At 63.4% G+C, this 21,196-nt stretch carries 20 protein-coding genes; 12 read left to right on the forward strand and 8 right to left on the reverse strand.

Translation table 11 applies throughout. The features are described 5' to 3' along the window. Window positions 1-48: 48 nt before the first annotated feature. Complete coding sequence (locus CMV14_RS05180) at window positions 49-2,196, reverse strand: TonB-dependent receptor (RefSeq protein ID WP_238147279.1); 2,148 nt, start codon at window positions 2,194-2,196, stop codon at window positions 49-51. On the opposite strand from CMV14_RS05180, the gene CMV14_RS27095 reads away from it, so the two are divergent. From CMV14_RS27095 to CMV14_RS05205, 6 genes are all read left to right on the forward strand, one after another. After that, on the forward strand, window positions 2,144-2,572 hold the full coding sequence (locus CMV14_RS27095) for a hypothetical protein (protein WP_238147324.1): 429 nt from the start codon (window positions 2,144-2,146) through the stop codon (window positions 2,570-2,572). The genes CMV14_RS05180 and CMV14_RS27095 overlap by 53 nt on opposite strands. Before the next feature lie 174 nt (window positions 2,573-2,746). Then, window positions 2,747-4,033, forward strand: coding sequence for an MFS transporter (locus CMV14_RS05185; protein WP_176489100.1), 1,287 nt, complete (start codon window positions 2,747-2,749; stop codon window positions 4,031-4,033). A gap of 48 nt (window positions 4,034-4,081) precedes the next feature. Beyond that, window positions 4,082-4,810 (forward strand): nuclear transport factor 2 family protein, encoded by a 729-nt coding sequence (locus tag CMV14_RS05190; RefSeq protein WP_176489101.1) that lies wholly within the window; start codon window positions 4,082-4,084, stop codon window positions 4,808-4,810. A 45-nt stretch (window positions 4,811-4,855) separates the two neighbouring features. Next, on the forward strand, window positions 4,856-6,517 hold the full coding sequence (locus CMV14_RS05195) for a GMC family oxidoreductase (RefSeq protein WP_066964061.1): 1,662 nt from the start codon (window positions 4,856-4,858) through the stop codon (window positions 6,515-6,517). 118 nt (window positions 6,518-6,635) lie between these two features. Then, a complete protein-coding gene (locus CMV14_RS05200) occupies window positions 6,636-7,250 on the forward strand; it encodes a VOC family protein (protein WP_066964058.1) in 615 nt (204 codons plus the stop codon). Between the two features lie 62 nt (window positions 7,251-7,312). Beyond that, window positions 7,313-7,558 (forward strand): putative antibiotic biosynthesis monooxygenase, encoded by a 246-nt coding sequence (locus CMV14_RS05205; RefSeq protein ID WP_066964055.1) that lies wholly within the window; start codon window positions 7,313-7,315, stop codon window positions 7,556-7,558. Between the two features lie 399 nt (window positions 7,559-7,957). Here the strand turns inward: CMV14_RS05205 and CMV14_RS05210 are convergent, their stop codons facing one another. After that, the gene (locus CMV14_RS05210; protein ID WP_238147193.1) at window positions 7,958-8,599 is read right to left on the reverse strand and encodes an OmpW/AlkL family protein; all 642 of its coding nucleotides are present in this window, start codon (window positions 8,597-8,599) and stop codon (window positions 7,958-7,960) included. A 144-nt stretch (window positions 8,600-8,743) separates the two neighbouring features. On the opposite strand from CMV14_RS05210, the gene hemN reads away from it, so the two are divergent. Continuing rightward, the gene (gene hemN / locus CMV14_RS05215) at window positions 8,744-10,063 is read left to right on the forward strand and encodes an oxygen-independent coproporphyrinogen III oxidase (RefSeq protein ID WP_066964049.1); all 1,320 of its coding nucleotides are present in this window, start codon (window positions 8,744-8,746) and stop codon (window positions 10,061-10,063) included. A 286-nt stretch (window positions 10,064-10,349) separates the two neighbouring features. Beyond that, the gene (locus CMV14_RS05220; RefSeq protein WP_066964046.1) at window positions 10,350-10,745 is read left to right on the forward strand and encodes a group II truncated hemoglobin; all 396 of its coding nucleotides are present in this window, start codon (window positions 10,350-10,352) and stop codon (window positions 10,743-10,745) included. 183 nt (window positions 10,746-10,928) lie between these two features. Here CMV14_RS05220 and CMV14_RS05225 read toward each other — a convergent pair whose 3' ends face one another. Both CMV14_RS05225 and CMV14_RS05230 read right to left on the reverse strand, forming a co-directional pair. After that, window positions 10,929-11,300, reverse strand: a complete 372-nt coding sequence (locus tag CMV14_RS05225) for an ANTAR domain-containing protein (RefSeq protein WP_096616591.1) — start codon at window positions 11,298-11,300, stop codon at window positions 10,929-10,931. A gap of 75 nt (window positions 11,301-11,375) precedes the next feature. After that, entirely contained in the window at window positions 11,376-11,936 is a 561-nt protein-coding gene (locus CMV14_RS05230) for a DUF308 domain-containing protein (protein ID WP_139114715.1), read from the reverse strand. 129 nt (window positions 11,937-12,065) lie between these two features. Between CMV14_RS05230 and CMV14_RS05235 the strand changes: the two genes are divergently transcribed. After that, complete coding sequence (locus CMV14_RS05235; RefSeq protein ID WP_066964196.1) at window positions 12,066-12,869, forward strand: universal stress protein; 804 nt, start codon at window positions 12,066-12,068, stop codon at window positions 12,867-12,869. Between the two features lie 548 nt (window positions 12,870-13,417). Here the strand turns inward: CMV14_RS05235 and CMV14_RS05240 are convergent. The 4 genes from CMV14_RS05240 to CMV14_RS05255 form a co-directional block, all read right to left on the reverse strand. Further along, entirely contained in the window at window positions 13,418-13,780 is a 363-nt protein-coding gene (locus CMV14_RS05240; RefSeq protein ID WP_238147194.1) for a response regulator transcription factor, read from the reverse strand. Window positions 13,781-13,782: 2 nt separating this feature from the next. After that, complete coding sequence (locus CMV14_RS05245; RefSeq protein WP_066964035.1) at window positions 13,783-14,187, reverse strand: response regulator; 405 nt, start codon at window positions 14,185-14,187, stop codon at window positions 13,783-13,785. A 77-nt stretch (window positions 14,188-14,264) separates the two neighbouring features. After that, window positions 14,265-14,879, reverse strand: coding sequence for a response regulator transcription factor (locus CMV14_RS05250; protein WP_066964032.1), 615 nt, complete (start codon window positions 14,877-14,879; stop codon window positions 14,265-14,267). After that, window positions 14,872-16,752, reverse strand: a complete 1,881-nt coding sequence (locus tag CMV14_RS05255; RefSeq protein ID WP_096367677.1) for a PAS domain S-box protein — start codon at window positions 16,750-16,752, stop codon at window positions 14,872-14,874. Before CMV14_RS05255 ends, CMV14_RS05250 begins: the two co-directional genes overlap by 8 nt. 325 nt (window positions 16,753-17,077) lie before the next feature. On the opposite strand from CMV14_RS05255, the gene CMV14_RS05260 reads away from it, so the two are divergent. The 3 genes from CMV14_RS05260 to CMV14_RS05270 all read left to right on the forward strand — a co-directional run bounded on the left by CMV14_RS05260 (window position 17,078) and on the right by CMV14_RS05270 (window position 21,195). Continuing rightward, on the forward strand, window positions 17,078-17,461 hold the full coding sequence (locus CMV14_RS05260) for a hypothetical protein (protein WP_139114714.1): 384 nt from the start codon (window positions 17,078-17,080) through the stop codon (window positions 17,459-17,461). A 477-nt stretch (window positions 17,462-17,938) separates the two neighbouring features. Beyond that, window positions 17,939-20,320 carry a phosphoenolpyruvate synthase gene (ppsA, locus tag CMV14_RS05265; RefSeq protein ID WP_066964026.1) on the forward strand — a complete coding sequence of 794 codons (2,382 nt, stop codon included), beginning with the start codon at window positions 17,939-17,941 and terminating at the stop codon, window positions 20,318-20,320. 284 nt (window positions 20,321-20,604) lie between these two features. Continuing rightward, window positions 20,605-21,195: a hypothetical protein gene (locus tag CMV14_RS05270; RefSeq protein ID WP_066964023.1), complete on the forward strand. Its 591-nt coding sequence runs from the start codon at window positions 20,605-20,607 to the stop codon at window positions 21,193-21,195. Window position 21,196 lies beyond the last annotated feature (1 nt).

Here is a 21,196-nt window from a genome sequence, read left to right on the forward strand (position 1 = left end):
CCCATCTTATTCTATGGCTTGCCCGCTTTCGCGATAGGCTGTTGCCGGTCAGTATTTCAGCGCGATGCGCACGCCGTACCGCGCCGGATCACCGGTGAAGCCGCGGTAGAGGGTGGCGCCGGTGGCCGGATCATTGACGCCGAAGAGCGCGCCGAGAATCTGGGCCGTCGTGCTGACGAAATAGCGTTTGTCGAATATGTTCGTGCCGAACAGGTCCAGCCGCCACCGATCCTGGTCCGCCGCGACGCTCAGCAGGACGTCGGTTGTCGAATAACCCGCCAGTTTCGATGAGGGATTGTTGGTGTTCGAGCTCAGGAAGCTCGACGTGAAGTTCTGGGTCGCTCTTACCGTTACCTTGTGGCCGTCGCCAAAGGCGGGGCTGGTCCAGCCGACCCCGACATAGCCCTGCCAATCGGAGGCATAGGGCACGGGAGCGCCCGAAAGGTCCTGCACCAGCGGGCAGGTCGGGGTGCCGGTGCAACCCTCGCGCCCCGGAGCATTGCTGTTGTCGACATATTTGGCATCGAGATAGGTCGCACCGAAGCTCAGATGCAGGCCGGCGGGGCCGACGACCTCGCCGTCCAGATCGACGCCCTGCGAGCGGACGTCGCCGGAATTGCGGATGATGAACGCCGTTCCGTTGAACGACCTGTCCTGGAAATTGTCGAGCGTGGTCCGGAACAGCGTGGCATTGAATCGCGCCCGCCCATCGAGGAATTTCGATTTGACGCCGAGCTGCCAGTCCTTAACGGTTTCCGACGCGAAGGTGCGCAGGGCGGGCGTCAATGGGGCATTGGTGATGCCGGAATTGAAGCCGCCGGACTTGTAGCCCGTGGAAAAGGTGCCGAAAACCATTACCTGATCGGTGACATCCCAGGACAGCGATGCTCGGAAGGACGGACGGTCATCCTTGAACCGCAGATTGGGATGGCTTTCCGGCCGGGCGAGTGGCGCGACCCCGATCGCATTGGGCACCGTGGTAAGCAGTGACGCCGACTTCCTGTCCCAGGTATAGCGTGCGCCCAGCGCCAGTTCGAGCGCCGGAAGAATGCGATAGTTGGCCTGGGTGTAGAATGCGAGGCTACGCGAGGTCTGATCGAAATCGAGAAAGCCCGCCCGCTCCTGCGGTCCGGCGGAACATGCCGCGGCTACCGCCGAAAACAGGATCGGGCACCAGTCGGCGCCGAGGTTGAACGCCACACCATAATGATATTTTTCGCGCCCATAATAGGCGCCGGCCGTCAGGCTCAGCTTGCCGTCGAGGAAGGCGCCCTTGTCGGATACCAGTTGCAGTTCGTGGCTCTGCGACTGGCTGCGGTTCTCGAGATAGACGTTGAGCAGACGCAGTGTGGTGCCGATAGAGTCCATCACCCGCTGCTTGTTGTCCCAATCGCGGTAGCTACTGATGAGCCGCGCGTTGACAATCGGCGATACCTGCCAATCGATATTCGCTGCAGCCCCCCAATTGCGATCACGCAGGAACGGGTTGCCCATCACCTGATTTACATTTCGGGACGGCGACGTTGTAAGGACCGGCGGAGTTCGCCCGAACGCGGCGAGTAACGATGTGAAGGCGGCGACCTGTCCGGGCGTGGCATTGGGCGCCCCCGTGAAAGTGTACACGCCATCACCGTCCGACTTCGCGGCGTCCCCGGTCAGCGTGACGCTGAGGTTGGGCGCAGCCTCCCATTTCAGCGAAAGGCGGCCGATATAGGCGTTATTCTTGCCATAGGTTTTGCCATCCTGCCGGTTGTGGAAAATGCCGTCGGTATGCGTCGCATTACCCGCAAAGCGCAGGGCCACATTCTCGCCGGCGGGGATATTCGCGATGACCGTTCCGGAGAAGGTGCCATAACTTCCCGCTTCCGCTTTGACCTCTGCTGTGGTGGCGCCCGTCGACGGCGCATTGGTCGTCACCGAAATCGCGCCCATCGAGGCGTTGCGGCCGAAAAGCGTGCCCTGCGGACCGCTCAGTACCTCGACGCTGGCAATATCGAGAAAAGACGTGAAAAGGATGCCAGGCCGGGCGAGATAGGAGCCGTTCATATAGGCTGCCACGGCGGGATCCGTTGCGGTGGCGCCGGGTGAGCCAAAGCCCCTGATTCTGATACGAAGATCGGATGCCCCGGCGGATTGATCGATTTTGAGCGACGGCGCGAGCTTCGCCAACTGGCCTGCACTTCGCACACCCGACATCTCGAGCGCCTTGCCGGACGCGGCAACGATCGAAAGCGGCACGTCCTGGATGCTTTCTGCGCGCTTCTGCGCGGTAACGACGATTTCTTCGAGCTGTGCGTCCGCTTCGATTGCTTGCGCATTGGTCGCTGCGGGCCAGCCGAGCGCCATCATGATCGCAACCACCGAGCCGCTGCCATTCCACGCGAGTTTCATCATCCCCTCCCATTTTGAGCCGCAGGCATTTTTGGCGCTCGCTGCGGCCGTTGCCGCGACATTATTGCCATCGACATGGAGCGAATTAGCAGTAAAAATTAATATGTTCAATACCTACATTATACATTATGAAGTGTTTCAAGAGACGAATTTCCGGCAATTTTCACGCTCAGCAGGTTAATTTTGTTCGGGACTAGGTGGCGGTGGCATCGGACAGGCACCTGCAGGCGAATCGCAATAGAGGGACAAGAACAATTGGGTGGGAGAGGCGATGGTGAGCGTGAACTCCGGGACGGCGTATAGGCCCGATATGATCGCATCGGACGCCACGGCTCCTGAAAACCCGACGGGGCCCTTGAGGCGTTGGTTCGTCGTAGGATTGCTGTCGCTAATCTTCGCGATCGGGATCGTTGATCGCGTCATCCTGTCGATGATGATCGGACCGATAAAGTCGGATCTCCAATTGAGCGACAGTGCGTTTGGGCTGGCCCAAGGTGCCGCAGTGGCGCTTTTCTACCTGATCTTCGCGGTTCCGTTCGGATGGGCTTCCGACCGGTTCGACCACCGCTGGATCCTGTTCGGCGGGGTGACGATCTGGAGTCTCGCGACCGCGGCCTGTGCTCTCGTCCGTAATTTCGTGGATCTCTTCGTCGCGCGTTGCCTCGTCGGCGCCGGTGAGGCGGTGATCGGTCCGGCCGGATATCCCATGATCGCAGGTCTGGTTTCTCGCCAACAGCTCGCACTGGCGATGATGCTCTTCTATCTGGGCGGAAATGCCGGCAATGCCCTCGGTCAGTTCATCGGCGGCGCGCTCCTCGCGGTGCTGTCCCGAAATCCATCGATCGACGTCTGGATGCTGGGCGATCTGGCCCCTTGGCGGTTGGTGTTTCTGCTGATCGGATTGCCGGGCATAGCATTGGCGGCGCTCATCTTCATCGCTCCGCGAAGCCGCGCGCCACGGGCGGGAAACGACGGCCCCAGCCAGGCCTCGAAAGGCGAGTTCGCGGCATTTTTCCGCGCGCATCGCCGCTTCTATATCACGCATAATGTCGGCGTCGGGCTGCAGCAGGCGGCGCTAGTCGCGACGATGTTGTGGAATGCGGCCTTCATGTCGCGGACCTATGGCTGGTCGCCGAGCGAGATCGGCATGACCTTCGGCGCCATATTGCTTGCCTCGACCTCCGTTGCCATCGTCGGTCATAGCTGGATCTGCGCGCGGCTTTTTGCCGCAGGGCAGAGAGATGCCTATCTGCGCTGGCAGATGTGCATGAGTTGTCTGTCGGTGCCGGCGCTTGCCTTCGCCTATCTATGGCCCACCGCCGCTGCGGCGTGCATTGGCTTCGCCCTGGCCAGCCTGTTGAACGGCGGCACCGTCGTCGCCGGACCCACGATATTGCAGATCGCCACCCCCCCGCGCTTCCGCGGGCGCGTGAGCGGCATCTATGTAGTCGTCGCGACGTTGCTGGGCACGGCGATTGGACCGGCGGCCGTAGGGCTCGTCACCGATCACGTGCTGGGCGATGAAGGCAGGATCGGCATCGCCATAGCGATCTGCTCGATCACCTTCTGCCTCGGCGCGACTGCGTGCTTCGCGACAGGACTTTCCGCGACCCGCCGAATAGTCGCCGAGGCTGGCCACTGAACCGCCGCGCATCGATACACCCTACAGGATGACGAAATGGAGGATGACATGAAGGCCTATATTCCTGCACCCGGAAAGGTGCTCCGCCTGATCGCGCTGGGCGCCGTGGCAGCGAACCTGGCGGCGATCTCGCATGCCCAGCCCCAATTGCCGGGCTCCGGCGAGCCAGCCGTAAACACCGCCTTTCTCCGCGATCAGGACGATGTTTCCGCCGTGACCCAGATCGTTCTGCGCGAACGTCAGGCAAGGGATAATGGCTGGTGGGACCGAATGATGGCGACCTATTGGCCTGATTCGGTTGTCGATGTCAGCTGGTACCATGGCAATGGACCCGGCTTCGTGAATGAATCACGAAAACTCTCGTCAGGCGGCGTCACCGGCAAGCACCGGCTATTCGCCCCCATCGCCGATATCCGCGGTAACAGGGCCCATGTGGAAGTCGGATCGCGGAACTGGTCGCAGTTCCAATATCGGGGCCAGACGATCAATATCAACGCCAATATCCGGATCAATTACCGCCTCGAAAAACGGAGCGGCGAATGGCGCATCCTGTCGATGCAGGCGATCTACGAACATTCCGAACTGACGCCCAACGCTCCGGGCGAGGTTCTGGACATCCCCGCATCTGAACTTGCCAAATATCGCCCCTCTTATGCGGCGCTCAGTTGGGCGCTGACGAAAAAGGGGCTGACCATGTCGCAGACGGAGGTCGGGATCGACCAGCCCGACGGCGTGAAGGCATTTTATGCCAAGATCGAGAAATGGATGAACGAGTAGACGCCCGGGCGCACCAGGCTTCTTACATCCCCGAAAGTTTCCCGGATGCATTTCGATTACATCGTCGCAGGTGCCGGCGCCGCGGGCTGCGTGGTCGCCAACCGGCTCTCCAGCAGGTCGGCCAACAAGGTCCTCCTGCTTGAGGCCGGATCGGATTTCACGCCTGGAAAAGAGCCCGACACGATCCGCGACATCTATCCGCGGTCGGTCGGCGTTTCGGCATTCAAATGGCCGGCGATGCTCGGTCGAGCCCGTCTCGACCGGGACGATATATGGCCACTCGACCAGGCCCGGGTCATGGGCGGCTGCAGCGCGATCATGGGCATGCTCGCGCTGCGCGGACTTCCCGAAGACTATGACGAATGGGCGCGCTTCGGTTTGGACGACTGGTCCTGGAACGACGTGCTTCCCAACTTCCGGCGCATAGAGAACGATCTCGACTTCAACGATGCGATGCACGGACAGAGCGGGGAGATCACCATTCGGCGCCATGCGCCGACGTCGTGGCCGCCCTTGTGCCGCGCGCTGGCGCGTGCCTTGCCCCAATATCCGCAAATAGACGACGTGAACGGAGATTTTCGGGACGGCATCGGCTTGATGCCGATGTCGTCGACGGCAGATGCCCGGGTCTACGCCGCCAGCGCCTTTTTGACTCCCGACGTCCGCGCACGCCCCAATCTGACGATCCGACCGGACAGCGAAGTGACACGGCTGGAGTTCGACGGCCGCAAGACCATCGGGCTGTGGATCCGCACGAATCACGGCGAAACGCTCGTCAGCGGTAACGAGATCATCCTGGCGAGCGGTGCGCTACGGTCGCCCATATTGCTGCAGAAGGCGGGGATCGGGGATGCAGCCGCGCTTGCCGATGTCGGCATCACCGCGATTGCCGACCGGCGCGGGGTGGGCGCCAATCTTCAGAACCATCCAGCCCTGTACATCTCCGCAATGCTCGACGGCGACGCCCGACAGCCGGCCGATCTTCGGCCCTGGAACATGAACGGCCTACGCTACTCCTCGGCGGTCAAGGGCTGCGATCGGGGCGACATGCTGATGCTCTTCATCAACAAGTCGTCCTGGCATGCCGTCGGCCGCCACATCGGAACCATCGGGGTATCGGTCTACAAGGCCTACTCCACCGGCCATGTCGGTCTCATCCGCCGCGATGGCGAGCTTGCCGCCGATTACTCGCTCGGCTTGCTTTCGGACCAGCGCGATCTCGAGCGGCTGACCCTCGGCGTGCGCGAGGCATATCGCCTGTGGAAGCACCCAGAGATCGCGCCATTGCGCCACGAGATCATCGCATCCCCGTCCGGCAAGCTCGTGCGCCACCTTGCTGTCCCAAATCGCCGCAATGCCGCCGTCGCCGCAGCGACCGCCGCGATGATGGACGCCGTGCCGCCGATCCGGACGATCGCCGCCAGGATGGCTGGGAGCGATGTGGGCGACATGCTGCCCGATCCGGACGCCCTGCGCGAGTGGGTCTACCGGAAGGCTATGCCGCTCTGCCATTTCGTCGGCACATGCAGGATGGGTGTGGAATCCGACCCGCTTGCGGTCACCGATGGCGCCGGAAGCGTTATCGGCGTGGGCGGGTTGCGGGTAATCGACGGCGGAACGCTGCCCACTGTCCCGCGCGCGAACACCAATATTCCGATCACAATGGTGGCCGACCGGATCTGCGAGAAGATACTTGCCGGCGGATAGAATCGTGAATGCATAATACATTATTGACTGGCCGATCCCGTTGCTTATGGTGGCGGCAAATGGTGCCCGTCTGAGTCGGCGATGGCACCGGTCAACGGAACTTGATGGGAGAAGGGCTATGGCGGTGGCGGACAGTGCCGGGAAAGTACCCAATCTGAAGTTCAGCCATATGGGTCTGAGCGTCAAAGATGTTGCCCGGATGGAAGAGTTCTACACGGCAGTCCTCGGTTTCACGGTGACCGACCGCGGCGAGGCCGGCGGCATGGCGCTGGTGTTCCTGTCACGCGATCCCGCCGATCATCACCAGATCGTCCTTGCCAGCGGCCGGCCAGACGAGTTGCCCGGCAACACCGCAAACCCCCAATTCGGGCCCAGCATCAACCAGATTTCATTCCAGATGGGTTCCCTGGCGGATCTCCGCGACATGGGCGCAAAACTTCAGGAGTTCGGCACGTCCAACTTCTTCCCTGCCAATCACGGCATCGCCTGGAGCATCTACACGCACGATCCCGAGGGTAACAATCTCGAGTTCTTCGTCGATACCGAATGGTACTTTCCCCAGCCCTTCCTGGTTCCGCTCGATTTCTCACAGAGCGATGACGACATTTATGCGCTGACCGAAGCGCTGTCGAAGTCGCAGGACGGTTATGAACCTTATCCTTCGTGGCGACAGCGGATTGCGGCGCGGATGACGCCTTACAGCCCGCCGGCAGGACAGGTCGCGTCGTGCTGATCCGGTCAGCTTTTTGGGTAGGCGCGCCCCTCCGAGGCAAGGAAGGGGCTTTTCGGGCAGCGATGAACGATATCATCCCGGCGATGCGCCGATTTCCTGGGGTCCAGGCGGTCCATGCACTTTGGCCGCAAAGCCACGAAGACAGCCCCCCGGCCATCCACTGCCAGGTCATCGTCGAGTTCGCCTCACCGGAAGAGCGCGACAGGATGCTTTCGTCGGCGGAGCGCTTGGCGCTTCGGCAGAAGATTATCGCGGCAAAGCAACTCTTTGACGGCACATTGAGTCATATCGAATATGACGTAGCCTAGCCGAATCGGCTGCCAAGGGTGGCCCTCCGAAACGGATTTCGTGGACATTCAAAAGCAACAAGCGGTTACTAAGGTCCGCACAGCAGGGTGACCGCCTTCCGTCCGCACGAGCCGGATTCTCCAGTCAAGAATGTCCCGCAAGTCAGTCGGTCGCGGCTTCGCACCGGCCTAGCTGGATGAATGACCGCTTTCGGGATCGGCTGCCAGCGCACTGAATGACCGAAATGAGGGCACGAAGTTGCCGCGAGCAGGCGCTGCATCAACGGCAGCTCACCGCGGGGGCGGATGACCAATTGTCGACAGTCGGCCCTGTCCCCGGTAGCTGCCTTCAGCAATAATTCTGAGGGAGAAGCGGGGAAGGCAGCGCCTTCCCCACTAGGTGGAGGAGGGGCCGGGTTCTCAGAAACGCATACCAAAGCCCACACCGACCACGAACGGGTCCAGGTGGACTCTCACTCTTTGGGTGCCAATCGCGGTGGTGGCGAGCCGGGTGGTCGTGTCGATGTCGATATATTTGACGTCGAAGTTCATGAACGTGCGCTCGGTCAGCGGCACATCAACGCCGGCCTGCAGGGCGTAGCCGAAACTCGATTTCATGCGGACATTGGTTTTCCCCGCCGCGGTGACCAGATTCCTCGAGGCCTTCTCCGAGTAGAAGATCGTATAGTTGAGACCGGCGCCAACGTAAGGGCGCACCTTCGCGTCGGGTGCGAAATGATATTGCAGTGTCAGGGTCGGCGGCAGGACCCATGTCGAGGCGAGCTTGCCGATCGTGCCGGTCGTCCCGGTACGGCCGCTCGCCTTGTGCTTGGTGGTGGCGAGGATCAGTTCGGTGGCGATGTTGGGGGTCAGCATATAGGTGAAGTCGACCTCGGGCATGATGCTGTTGCTGACCTTGACCTTTTCGCCGGAGAAAGCCGGCGCGATTCCGCTCGAACGCTCATTCGGCGCGACGATGATCCCGCGGACACGCACCAAGACATCACCCTGGGCCGCTGCCGCGGGTGCGGCCACTGTCGCCGTCGCCGTCAAGGCGATCATGATCCTCCGGTACATCGCAACACCCCTTTCTTCGTTTCGAGCCCAGATTCTATTCGGGCCGCGCCGGGGATGATTTGACGAACGCCAAGAATGCGGTTGACCTGAGTCAAGGATCGCGGCCCGGTTCAGCGCCATGAATATGGCATGTGGCCTTATTATCCCGATCTGCTCGAACGGCCGGTGCCGCGCTATACGAGCTACCCTACCGCTGCTGAATTCACCGAAGCGGTCGGCTCATCGGTCCAGTCGGCGGCGCTCGATGCCGTCACATCGCATACGGACATCTCGCTCTACGTCCATATTCCCTATTGCCAGGAGATTTGCTGGTATTGCGGGTGTAACACAGGGGCGGCTAATCGCAGCGGGCGTATCGCCTCTTATCTCGACGCCCTGGAGGACGAAATCCATGTGGTTGCCCGGCATCTGGGCGGGCGCGGGCGGGTAGGGAGGATCGCCTTTGGCGGCGGCAGCCCCAATGCGATCGCTCCGCTGGCCTTCGTCCGCTTGCTCGATCGGATTGTCACCGAGCTTGACGCGGCGGGGGCGGAAATATCGATCGAGCTTGATCCGCGCTCGCTCGATGAGGCCTGGTACGATGTCCTGCGCGACACGCGGGTCACGCGCGCGAGCCTCGGTGTCCAGACGTTCACACCCCATATCCAGCAGGCGATTGGGCGCATCCAGCCGCTGGCGATGATCGAGCAGGCCGTGGGACGGTTGCGGGATGCGGGTGTGGAGTCGCTCAATTTCGATCTGATGTACGGCCTTCCGCATCAACATCTCGCGGACCTCGGCACGACCCTCGCCGAGGCCATCCGGCTCGCGCCCGAACGTATCGCGCTATTCGGCTATGCCCATCTGCCCTCGCTGATCGCCCGGCAGCAGCGTATAGATGGCCAAGCGTTGCCCGACGGGCACAAGCGGTTCGAGCAGGCTGCTCACGGGTTCAAGATACTGACAGCCGCCGGCTATCGGGCGATCGGGTTCGACCATTTCGCCCGGCCGTCGGATCCGCTGGCCATCGCCGGGGCGCAGGGGCGTCTTCACCGCAATTTCCAGGGCTTTACCGATGATCCGGCCGGAGTCCTCATCGGTCTCGGCGCCAGCGCGATCAGCCAGTTTCCCGGTGCGATCATACAGAATGAGAAGATGGCGGGCCGGTATCGGATGCTGGTGGCCGCACATCAACTCGCCGGACGTCGCGGGGTCGAACGCCACGAAGAAGACCACTGGCGCGGCAAGATCATCGAGCAGCTTCTCTGCCAGGGAGAGGCGCGGATGAGCGAGGATCGGCTATCCCGCGTCCGCCATGATCTCGAACCGTTCGTCGAAAAGGGCCTGGTCCGTTGCGGACCCACCTTTGTCCGGCTGCTGCCGGCAGGCCTTCCCTACGCCCGTGCCGTGGCAAGCTGCTTCGATCACTATCGCGCCTTCAGCAAAGGTCATTTCAGCCATGCGGTCTAGGCTGATCCCCATCGGCGCCTTACCAGCGCTCGTCGCATTGGCGCTGTTCGGCCATCCGCCAATGGCGGCTGGGCCGATCATGCTGAAGGGCGCTCTGTGCGGTTCGGCGGGCGTCTTCCCGATCCCGTTGAAGCGCACCCGGCGATCGGAGGACGAGCATGGGCCCTGTCCGGCGGGATGCCACGCGGTCTGCTCAGCTCGCAAGCGCTCGCTTCCGGGGAGCAACGCATGATCGGCGGATCTCGGCGCGATTGTTCATCGCTCGCCCAAGCTTGAGGATACTCTCGTGGCTGACCCTCGCCCCGTTGACATCACCCCCTATGAACTTCTCGGAGGCGCTGAGACGGTCAAACGCATCGTCGATCGCTTCTATGACCTCATGGACGAGGATCCCGCGTTCGTCAGGTTGCGCGCCATGCATGCCGACGATCTGACACCCATGCGCGCATCGCTGACCGGCTTTCTGATCGGCTGGAGCGGCGGTCCGCGGAGCTGGTTCGAGCAGAATCCCGGCAGATGCATGATGTCGGCGCACGCCAAGCTTGCAATTGACGAAGAGACGGCCGCGCAATGGCGTCGGGCGATGGCGCGCGCGATCGCCGAGTGCAGCATCGACGAGACGCTGGCGGAGAGGCTGAACGAGGTCTTCGCCCGCATGGCCGGCGCTATGGTGCGCCATTGACCGAAGCGCCGATCAAGCAGCAAGCGCCCCTGTGACCAGCACCCGGCGAGAGCGGGGTGGTGAAGATGAAGCCTGGGGCGTGGGAGCGACTTACATCGATGACACTTTACCGGACCACCCGGTAAAGTGTCGCGAATGGTAATGGGCAACCGAGTTGGGGAGTGACCAGCCGACCCGCCCGCGTCATGCCGCGTGAGCGAGCGCAGGCGCCGGACGGCGCGCGGCCACCTCGGCTTGCGCGATCTCATCGGTCGCATAAGGGCCCTCGAGTGTCACGGCCGGGCCCAGGCATCGCAAGGCTGCCGCCGGGTCCGCGGTTGCGACGATGATCGGTGCTCCCGCGCGCTCGCTCAGGTCGCGCAGCACGTCGGTCGTCTGGGTGAGGGTGCTGTCGGGGATAAGGACGATGAGGCTTGGGGGGCAGCACGATGCCACCAGAGCGGCTTCGCCCGTGTCGCGCGCCACGATGATCGAACGGTAGCCCGCATTCCAGAGCTTGTCCTGAAGCGTGTCGATCGAAGTCCGGTCACAGCCGATGATCAATGCATGGTCCATCTTACCCTCCTGGTCGCGTCTTCTTATGGGTAGCGTCCCCGTGCGGCTTGCCATTACGTAGATCGCACAGGGTGCTCAGTTCTCCTCCTCGATGACCGCGAAGCGATGGCTCACACCGCTGAGGATGAGCGCCATGCCGAGCGCGGTCAGATCGAGGACGGCGAGGCTTCCCACCATCATCAGCGAATTTCGCGGCCAATCCATGCCGATCGCCGTGCCCGCGATGATCGAGATGCAGCCCGATAGCAGTACCCATTGGACATGTTCGCGCACACCGATCAGGAGGCGTGCGATGCCGGAGAGGCCGAGCAGGACCGCGAGCGCCAATGTCAGGGCCCTTAGGCTGAGAAACGGTTCGAGCAGGATCGCCAGCGCGGCGCCCGCATAGAATAGCCCGCTCAGCGACCAAAGCCCGGCGTCCCCGAGGTGGCGAAGACCCAGACCCAATAGGATCGGCCCGGCACCGGTCAGGATGGTCAAGCCGACCACGGTGACGTCGATCGCCGGGGCCCGGAGGATGTGGAGCGAGAGGAAGGCCGCGAGACCGAGGAAAACAAGACCCACCGCGACGCAGCTGGCCCGTGCGGTGCGGCCCAGTTCCTCATCCTCATCATTGGGCGTCGGCAAAGCAGACACAGGCATCCTTCCTTGTCAGGCAAGATCGTGCTGCGCATGGTGAAACCAGACTATCCGCAACATTACCAATGCCAGCCGACGAGGCCGAAACCTAACCTCGCCTTATTTCGTCGGCTGATGGAGGCGAGGATGAAGAATATATTGGTGCTCGTTCACGATGATCCGGGGCAGGAGGCGCGGCTGCAGGCGGCGCTCGATGTCACGCGCGCGCTCAAGGGTCATCTCAACTGTCTTGACGTCGTCATCATGCCCGTGGTGATCGGTTACGACTGGAGCGGATATGCGGGGGCGATGCTGCTTGAGGAGGAGCGCGCGGCGGAAAAGGTGAACCGGCTGGTGCTGGAAAAGCGGCTCGCGCGCGAGGGCGTGGCCTGGAGCTGGCTCAATGCGACCGGCGATCTGGTCTCCTCCATCGAGCGCGCTGCCGTGCTGAACGAACTGATCGTGGTCAATTGCCGGCTGGACGCGACGACCTATCCCGATATGCGTGCATCCACGTCCAATCTCATCGTCACCAGCGGCAAGCCAATCCTCGCCGTGCCTGAATCCGGCCGCGGTTTCGCCGTATCGGGACGCGCCCTTGTCGCGTGGGACGGCTCGCTCGAGTCCGACGCTGCGCTGCAGGCGGCGATCCCGCTTCTGCGCCAAGCGACGCACGTCACCATCGTCGAGATCGACGATGGCTCGCTCGACATCCCTGCCGAAGATGCCGCCGCGTTCCTTTCGCGGCATGGGGTCCATTCGCTCATCATTCGCGATGAGGCGCCACACGGTCAGACCGGCCGCCGGCTGCTCGCCTTGATCGCGGATCGAAAGGCCGATTATGTGGTCATGGGCGGATTCGGCCATTCGCGGTTGTCCGAGGCGCTGATGGGTGGCGTGACCCGCACGCTCTTGACCCATAGCCCGGTGCCGCTGCTGCTCGTGCATTGAGTGAGATTGACCGGGGAGCTGGCGACAAAAAGGGCGGGGCGATCACGGCCGCCGTTCTTTCGCCAGGCAGTGCGGCTGGGGATCTGCCGGGCGATGCCCTTATATGCCGCGTGCGGTCCCTGGCTCCGGCCGATCGAGGCGGTAAAGTATCACGACCGACAAAATCTCTCGCGGAGCGCGCTTGTCCTGCCGACCACCGCCTCCCAGCGGCCGACAGGTCGACGATCCTCCCATAGGCTCGCCTCGAAAGCCGCCGTGTTGACGAGGAGATAACGGTGCCCGGTTGGCGCGGCATCCAGCGCCGGCGGTCGAGATTGGTGGCGAGGGTGGCGCGGCGCCCCGGGATCGGTGTCGCTCGCATACAGCGCCTGCAGACCCTTGTAGAAGGGATGCGAAGGCCGCGCTGCACTGTGGCGGCGCGGATTGGCCCCCTGCGGTGGTATTGGCGACGGCGGCGACGAGGCAGGCGAGAATGAGGAGATTGCACATGACGCTTGATCGCCAGTCGAGCGGCTTGCCACAAATGGAACATGTACGCAGGATGCCGCTCAGACGCCCTGCCAGGGATCGCGATTGGGCTCGTCCAGTTGTTCTGCACCATCGGCGCGCAGACCGGATCGGCAACAGCCTGCAAGGGCTGGCAATTTTCGGCGTTGCGCGAAGGCGATTTCCAGCAGCGCCGACAGGCTGGACGCGCCGAGTTTGCGCATCAACCGGCCGCGATGGACTTCGACCGTGCGGTGGCTGATGCCAAGCAACGCGCCGATCTGCTTGTTGGTCAAGCCTTCGACCAGGCCCGCCACTACCTCGCGTTCGCGATCGGTCAGACTGTCGAGCGACGGCTGCCGATGGCGAGATCGTGCCGGGCCGTTGCGAAGCGGTCGCTCAGACCTCTCGAGCCGCCGCGCCACGGTCAGCCCTCTGCCGCTGGTCGAGCGAGCCGTTCGACTGCCCGGACGAGGATATGTTGGCGGAGCGGCTTCTCGAACACTGCATCGAATCCGGCCTGCCTGGCCCTTGCGGTCAAGTCCGCCGAAGGAAAAGCAGTGATGAGCAGCGCGTGACCGGACCAGCCCTTTTCGCGCAGCTGGCGGAGTGTCTCGATGCCATCGCAATCACTCATACGATAATCGGCTACGAGGCAGGTCGCATCGAGCGCGCTCTGGTCGGCGAGCAGCGTCGTGCCGGTCGCATAAGCCCGCACGTCGAAACCATTGGCCTGCAGCAGAAGCTGGAGTGAGCGACGGACGCCGGGCTCATCCTCGACCAGTAATATTCTCGTCTTATCGTTCGCCAGCACCCCGAGGGGGATATCCATGATGTTTTCTTCCCTGTGAGTTCATCTGATCTCGCAGACAGGGAGTCGGCGGTCGCTACGCAAATATCCCGATAGGGTCAGGCTCCAAGGCCCGCGGCGAACGCGATGCGCAGCGCATCGGAGAGGCTGCGAACGTCGAGCTTCGACATCAGATTGGCCCGGTGGACCTCGACCGTGCGCGGCGAGATGCCAAGATCATAGGCGATCGTCTTGTTGGGCAGACCTTGCGCCAGGCCTTCGAGCACGTCGCGCTCGCGCGGCGTGAGAACGCCGAGCAGGGTCTGCGCTTCGTTGGCGCGCACCATGATATCGCCTGCTGCTGACAGCCGTTCGAATGCGGTCTCGATCGATGCCAGTAGTACGGCCTTCTGGAACGGCTTTTCAAGAAAATCGACCGCGCCCGCCTTCATCGCCTTCACCGCGATCGTGACGTCACCATGCCCGGTGAGGATGATCACCGGCATGGTGATGCCCTTCTCGATCAGAGCCTGCTGGACCTCAAGGCCGTCCATGTCGGGCATCCGCACGTCCAAGAGGATACAGCCCTCGGCGAGGTGACGGACCTCCTTCATGAAAGCGACACCGCTCGGCCAGGTCTCGACCACGAAACCCGAAGTCTTGAGCATGAAGCTCGCCGCACGGCGGACGGCGTCCTCATCGTCGATGATATGTACCAGTCGCCTGTCACTCATCCCGGTCCTCCGTTGTCGCTCGCACGAGCGTGAAGTGAAATTCGGTACCGCCGCCCGACCGCGGCTCCATCCAGATGCGACCGCCATTGGCTTCGACGATTGTCCGGCAGATCGACAGCCCCAGGCCCATGCCCTCGGCCTTGGTGCTGACGAACGCGGTAAAAAGCTGCTCTGCGACTTCGGACGCCACACCGGGCCCGGTGTCAGCAACGGTCACCCGGGCAAATCCGGGCTGGTCGGGCCGGCTGGTGACGGTCAGTTTACGGGTCGTGCTTTCGGCCATCGCCTCGACGGCGTTGCGAATAAGATTGATCAGCACCTGCTGGATCTGGACCTTGTCGACGAGCACGGGCGATGCATAGGGGTCGAGGTCGAAGGCAGGCTCGACGCCCTTTTCCTTGGCGCCCATCAGCCCGAGAACGGCGGCCTCGTTGATCAGGGGCGGCAAGCGCTCGACGGTCTTCTCGACTTCCCCGCGAGCGACGAAGTCGCGCAATCGGCGGACGATATGGCCCGCGCGCAACGCTTCCTTAGCCGCATCGTCAAGCGCATCGCGCATCATCGCGAAATCGTCAGGGTTGGGGTCGGCCAAAAGGTCGCGCAATGCCTCGGTATAATTGGCGACCGCCGTGATGGGCTGGTTGAGCTCATGGGCAAGCGTCGAGGCCATCGTCCCCATGGCACTGACCCGGGACACATGGATTAGTTCGGCCTGGAGCGATTCGAGCCGCTCCTCGGTACGCTGGCGTTCGGTCAAGTCGCGAACGAAGCCGGTGAAGAGGCGCTGGGCGCCCTCGGTGGTTTCGCCGATCGACAGCTCCATTGGGAACGTCGTCCCGTCCTTGCGCTCGCCGAATACCACCCGGCCGATCCCGATGATCCGCTTCTCCCCAGTCTGGAGATAGCGCGCTAGATAGTTGTCGTGCCGCTCTCGGTCGGGACTGGGCATCAGCCGGCTGACATTGACGCCGAGCAGCTCGCCCTCGTAATAACCAAACAGGCGCTCGGCGGCCGCGCTGAACGATATGATCGACCCCTGGTCGTCGATGACTATCATCGCGTCGGGTACGGTGGAGAGGATCGAGCGCAGATGACTTTCGCGCGACAGGACCGCCTCCTCGGCGGCTCTGCGCTCGGTGATGTCGGATATGACCTTTGCGAAACCCCGAAGCTTGCCATCGGCATCACGCAGTGCCGTCATTGTGACGCTGGCGAGGAATTCGGAGCCGTCCTTGCGAACCCGCCAATCCTCTTCTTCGATCCTGCCCTCGGCCGCCGCCCGCGCCAAATCTCGATCAGGCTTGCCGGCCTCGATCGCATCGGCCGGGTAGAAGAGCGCGCTGCTCTGGCCGATGATCTCGGCTTCGGACCATCCCTTGAGGCGTTCCGCGCCCTTGTTCCAGATCGTCACGCGACCCTCGGGATCGAGCATATAGATCGCATAGGTCTGCGCGCCGTCGATCAGGAGATTGAGTTCCTCGGCAAGCTCGCCTGCCTCTGTTGCACGTTGATCAGCGCGAGCGTCGCTGGCGACAGCGCGAAGGCGCGAGCGGCTGATCGTCTCCGCCAGCAATACGATACCGGCGGCGGTCACGATGAAGGTGGCTATCTCTACAAAGTCGTTCGGTTCAAACTCGTGTATGTTGGCAAAGCGGGCTCCCATGAGCGTGCCGGCCGTAGCGGCGACCGTCCCGGTGAACGGTCCCGCCCAAAGACTGGCTAGGAGAACGGGAAGGGTGAAGGGCAGAAAAGCGGCCCTATCGCCGAGCCAGGGTTGCACGGCGAAGCGGAGCGCCGCCGTAACTCCGACCAACACCAGCGCGATGCCGACGCGACCGACGAGCGAACGAGAAGCGAGAGCCATCATCGGCATGAATTTCACCCGCACACCAGCCTGGGTTGACCCTCGATCGGGGGGGCGCCCGAACCGGGCGTTACGGAAACATCATAACTTATCTTATCACGGCGGCAAATTTCTGAGAATCCTCGTGTAAGTAATGTGCCGTAAGGGGGCGGGCCAGCGCTATCCAGCGGCCAAGGCCGGTAATATGCGGGAATATACGGATAGTGACCGCGGCAATTGGCCCGTTCTAGCGCCGGAACTGTTATCATCATTTCTTTTCCCCTCTCCGTAACCTTACCAATGGGCAGCGATCAGCGCGTGGCGGATGCTCTCCTTCTTTCAGGCGGAGTCGGTCATGACAGCATTGCTGCACCTTGATGCGATCAACCGTTTGGGTAGGCCGTTCCTGCTCGGAAGCCGGCCGGAGGATGCTGCGCTAGGCCATCGGCTTGAAGATGCGGCCGAGGCGTTGCGCCACTTGGGAATCATGCCCGCCGCTTCGCCGCTTTCAATCGAACAACTCCACGAGCGGCTCGCTGCCACTCTCGCGCGCGCCAGCAACCTTCCGCACAGCGCGTGGCGAGGTCGGCTGGCGATCCGGCCCCGTTCGATTGCGGCGGAGGGAAAGATGGCCTGGGACATCGTGACTCCCGAGCCGGCGGCGCTCCCGTTCATCCGGCGCGCGGCCGAGCTCGTGCTGCCGTTCGCACCGTTCATCGACGCGGGCAGCCGCGGCTGACACGCGCCCAAACTGCTGCGGTACGCCCTCTTCCGCGCGCCAACGCGTGGGCACAGGGCCCTCGCGGTTGATGCTTCTGGCCGGCATGGGCGCGTCCGCAGTGCCCCCGATCATGGAAGCCGCACTGGCCGAAGGACGCATCGGAGAGCAATCGGGCGATTATATCGGATTTGTCGTCGCGCCCGGCTCCGGCCTGCGTGCCGCCGTCGACGACATCAATATCCGCCGACGCAAGGCTATACCGAGCATGCGCTCGCGAACAATGTCACGATCGTTCAGTTCGCCTCTGCGACCGTGTGTCAGATGCTGCGACGGCTTCCGGCGGGCCGGACCTATCGCATCGGCGATGGTCCCTGGCAGCGCAAGGGGGATGGCGCCGTCGTTCTGCCCGAGATCCCTCGCTGACCCGTGGGCTAAGGGACAATCCCAATATCGGCCATGATGGCCCCGACTAGGTTCCTCTCCAAGGAGGACGCCATGTCGACAGTCTGGATCGCCCCGTTTGACAGCCTGTGCCTCGATGACGTCGCGCGGGTTGGGGGCAAGACCGCTTCGCTCGGCGAGCTTCGGCGGGCGCTCACCGACAAGGCGATGGTCCCCGACGGCTTCGCCGTCACCGCCGATGCCTGGCGAGCAATTCTGGCAATCGAGGGCCTCGGTGAAAGGCTGGCGGCGATCCTCGCCGCCACGGCTTGGAACGATGTCGCGGCAGCGCGTGAGGCATCGGCAAAGCTACGCGGCCTCGTCGCCGGTGCCCAGTGGCCCGACGGCCTGCTCGCCCAGATTCTGGATGACTACCATCGCTTGGGCAGGGGCAAGGCCGCCAGCGTCGCTGTGCGCAGCAGCGCGACAGCCGAAGACCTGCCCGGTGCTTCCTTTGCCGGGCTGCACGACAGCTTCCTGGCCGTCCGGGGCGACACGGCGCTCGAAGAGGCGATCCGTCACTGCTTCGCGTCGCTGTTTACCGAGCGCGCGATCCACTATCGTAACCTCAAGGGCTTTGCTCACAACGCCGTGGCGTTGACCGTCGCGGTCCAGGCCATGGTCGATGCCAGCCGGGGCGCGTCCGGGGTCATCTTCACGCTCGATACGGAGAGCGGCTGTCGCGATGTCGTTTTGATAACGGGCGTGCTTGGCCTCGGCGAGACGCTCGTCCAGGGCGCAGCGGACCCCGACGAGTTTCTCGTCCACAAGCCCACGCTAGCGGCCGGCCATCGGGCGGTGCTCCGCCACAGGATTGGCGCCAAGCAGGTCAGGCTTATCCGGGATGGCGCGCGGACCCGACTCATCCGGCCCTCCGCCGCCATGCGGACCGCGCCCTGCCTCGACGATGAGGCCATCCTGACGCTCGCGGACCAGGCAGTCGCTATTGAAAGCCATTACAGCCGGCGGCTTGGCCGATCACTGGCGATGGATATCGAATGGGCGCGTGATGGCAGGAGCGGCCGGCTGTACATCGTCCAGGCAAGACCGGAAACCGCACATAGCGAGCGGCGCGGCCAACCTATGCGCTACCGGCTCGAAGGTTCGGGCGGCCATATCCTGCTGGCGGGTCTGGCGGTCGGCGAGGGGATCGCGGCCGGCCCGGTGCGGATTGTCGCCGGTCCGGCCGATCTTGCCAGCGTCAGGCCAGGCGACGTCATCGTCGCCGAAACCACGTCGCCCGATTGGGAGCCGGTGATGCGCAAGGCGGCGGCCATCGTGACCGAGCGGGGTGGGCGCACCTGCCATGCCGCGATCATCGCCCGCGAACTGGGCATCGCAGCCATTGTCGGCGCCCCATCCGCGCGGAAGCTGCTCGTCGACGAGGCGGACGTCACCGTCAGCTGCGCGGAAGGTCGGGTGGGTACGGTCTATCGCGGACGGCGCCCGTTCCGGGCCGAGGCGGTCGCGTGGGCTGCTCGCGCGAAAGACGGTCCCGCCGTGCTGGTCAATATCGCTGATCCTGACAAGGCGTTCCGGATCGCGCAGCTCCCGGTCGATGGTGTCGGCCTGGCAAGAATCGAGTTCATCATCGCGCGCACGATCTCCATCCATCCGATGGCGCTGCTGCATCCCGAGCGCATCCCCGATCGCCGCGTTCGGACGGCGATCGCCAAGAAGGCGGGACCGGCGGGCGCTCGCTATTTCGTCGAGCGGCTCGCCGAGGAGGTCGCGGTCATCGCGGCCGCCTTCTACCCGCGCCCGGTGATCGTCCGGACGTCGGATTTCAAGACCAACGAATATCGGGCGTTGCTGGGCGGCGAGAGTTTCGAGACCGCCGAGGATAATCCGATGATCGGGCTGCGCGGCGCGGCGCGCTATGCGCATCCGGCCTATGCCGAAGCGTTCGCGCTCGAATGCCAGGCGCTTGCCAAGGTACGAGGCGTGATGGGTCTCGACAACGTCATCCCGATGATCCCCTTTTGCCGAACCTTGTCCGAAGCGCGTACGGTTCTTGCGCGGATGGCCAGCGAAGGTCTCGTCCGCGGTGAGGGCGGCTTGAAGATCTACGCGATGGCCGAGATACCGAGCAACGCGGTGTCGATCGATGCTTTCGCGGTCCTGTTCGACGGCTTCTCGATCGGATCTAACGACCTGACCCAGCTCACTTTGGGTATCGACCGCGACTCTGCCTTGCTCGCCGATGCGTTCGATGAGGAAGACCCGGCGGTCCTGTCGCTTATCCAGCAGATCATCGCGGGCGCGCATCGGCATCAACGACCATGTGGGCTGTGCGGACAGGGCCCGTCGGATCGCCCCGGCTTTGCCGACTGGCTGATCGCTCAGGGGATCGACAGCCTCAGCCTCAACCCCGACAGTGTGCCCGGTTTCCTCGAACATCAGGCGGCCAAGCCCCTCCGGCGAACCGCCACATGATTCCACGTCGCACGCTATCCCGGACGGGGTGGGCGGCCATGGGGCTCGGCCTGCTTCTTCTCGCCGTTCTCGGCGCGTGGCTCATAGCCCACGCGGCCGCGCCGTGGGTGATTGGACATGCGTGTATCGAGCTTGGCATCTGAACTTGGCCGAGATCCTCGTCTTGATCGATCGGCCCGACGCCATGGCCACACGCTTGCCGGCAGCCTTGGCGCTTCGCCAGATCTGGGGTGCCGAGCTGATCTGTGCCGATCTTTTGTCGCGGCGCGCGACCGCCCGGGTTGATGGCAGCAGGCGAGGAGAAGGGGGATGGCGCGTGGTGCCTGCTGCGGGCGCTTGAGCTGTCGGCAGACCGCTTCGTCTGGACCTGGCTTCACCGCGAGGATGTCGGTCGGATCATAAGCGCGGCGGCGCGATCGACGTTCGTGCTGTGCGGTCCCGGCGGGTCTGGCAGTCTGGCCGCCGAGCTGGTAGCCGCCCGACTGGAGCCCACCATCATCATGCCTGACGGTCGCCGGTCGACACAGCCGACTGGCAGGATATTGATCGGCTGGGATGATGCCGTCCGCCGGCCAATCGGCGACCTCCTCCCGCTGCTACGCAGAGCAGATCATATCGAGCTGCTGGTTGCCGAGGCGGACAGCCTGGTCTGTGCTCAAGCCCTTCGCCATTTGCGCGATTTTGGCCTGGGAGCTGTTCTGCGGGTTGTTCCGAGCGATATCGAAATATCCGAATTCCTCGCTCGCACCTGGTCGCAGCTCCGCGCGGACTGGCTGATCCTGTCCAGAGCGAGAGATATTCGCCGGGGCCCCTGGTATCGGTCTTTGCCCCGGCTGATCGCCGATCCGATCTGCCCGCTGATCGTCGGGTGCTGAC

The sequence above is a fragment of the Rhizorhabdus dicambivorans genome, from assembly GCF_002355275.1.
In the GTDB taxonomy this organism is placed as follows: Bacteria; Pseudomonadota; Alphaproteobacteria; order Sphingomonadales; family Sphingomonadaceae; genus Rhizorhabdus; species Rhizorhabdus dicambivorans.

What these genes read in the sequence shown, in the direction of transcription:
- CMV14_RS05190 (WP_176489101.1), top strand. Translation starts at nt 4,082, where the DNA reads ATGAAGGCCTATATTCCTGCACCCGGAAAGGTGCTCCGCCTGATCGCG.
- CMV14_RS05255 (WP_096367677.1), bottom strand. Translation starts at nt 16,752, where the DNA reads ATGCCGATGATGGCTCTCGCTTCTCGTTCGCTCGTCGGTCGCGTCGGC.
- CMV14_RS05180 (WP_238147279.1), bottom strand. Translation starts at nt 2,196, where the DNA reads ATGTCGGGTGTGCGAAGTGCAGGCCAGTTGGCGAAGCTCGCGCCGTCG.
- CMV14_RS05205 (WP_066964055.1), top strand. Translation starts at nt 7,313, where the DNA reads ATGAACGATATCATCCCGGCGATGCGCCGATTTCCTGGGGTCCAGGCG.
- CMV14_RS05225 (WP_096616591.1), bottom strand. Translation starts at nt 11,300, where the DNA reads ATGGACCATGCATTGATCATCGGCTGTGACCGGACTTCGATCGACACG.
- CMV14_RS05260 (WP_139114714.1), top strand. Translation starts at nt 17,078, where the DNA reads ATGACAGCATTGCTGCACCTTGATGCGATCAACCGTTTGGGTAGGCCG.
- CMV14_RS05200 (WP_066964058.1), top strand. Translation starts at nt 6,636, where the DNA reads ATGGCGGTGGCGGACAGTGCCGGGAAAGTACCCAATCTGAAGTTCAGC.
- CMV14_RS05235 (WP_066964196.1), top strand. Translation starts at nt 12,066, where the DNA reads ATGAAGAATATATTGGTGCTCGTTCACGATGATCCGGGGCAGGAGGCG.
- CMV14_RS05195 (WP_066964061.1), top strand. Translation starts at nt 4,856, where the DNA reads ATGCATTTCGATTACATCGTCGCAGGTGCCGGCGCCGCGGGCTGCGTG.
- CMV14_RS05250 (WP_066964032.1), bottom strand. Translation starts at nt 14,879, where the DNA reads ATGAGTGACAGGCGACTGGTACATATCATCGACGATGAGGACGCCGTC.
- hemN (WP_066964049.1), top strand. Translation starts at nt 8,744, where the DNA reads ATGTGGCCTTATTATCCCGATCTGCTCGAACGGCCGGTGCCGCGCTAT.
- CMV14_RS05270 (WP_066964023.1), top strand. Translation starts at nt 20,605, where the DNA reads ATGGCAGCAGGCGAGGAGAAGGGGGATGGCGCGTGGTGCCTGCTGCGG.
- CMV14_RS05210 (WP_238147193.1), bottom strand. Translation starts at nt 8,599, where the DNA reads ATGATCGCCTTGACGGCGACGGCGACAGTGGCCGCACCCGCGGCAGCG.
- CMV14_RS05245 (WP_066964035.1), bottom strand. Translation starts at nt 14,187, where the DNA reads ATGGATATCCCCCTCGGGGTGCTGGCGAACGATAAGACGAGAATATTA.
- ppsA (WP_066964026.1), top strand. Translation starts at nt 17,939, where the DNA reads ATGTCGACAGTCTGGATCGCCCCGTTTGACAGCCTGTGCCTCGATGAC.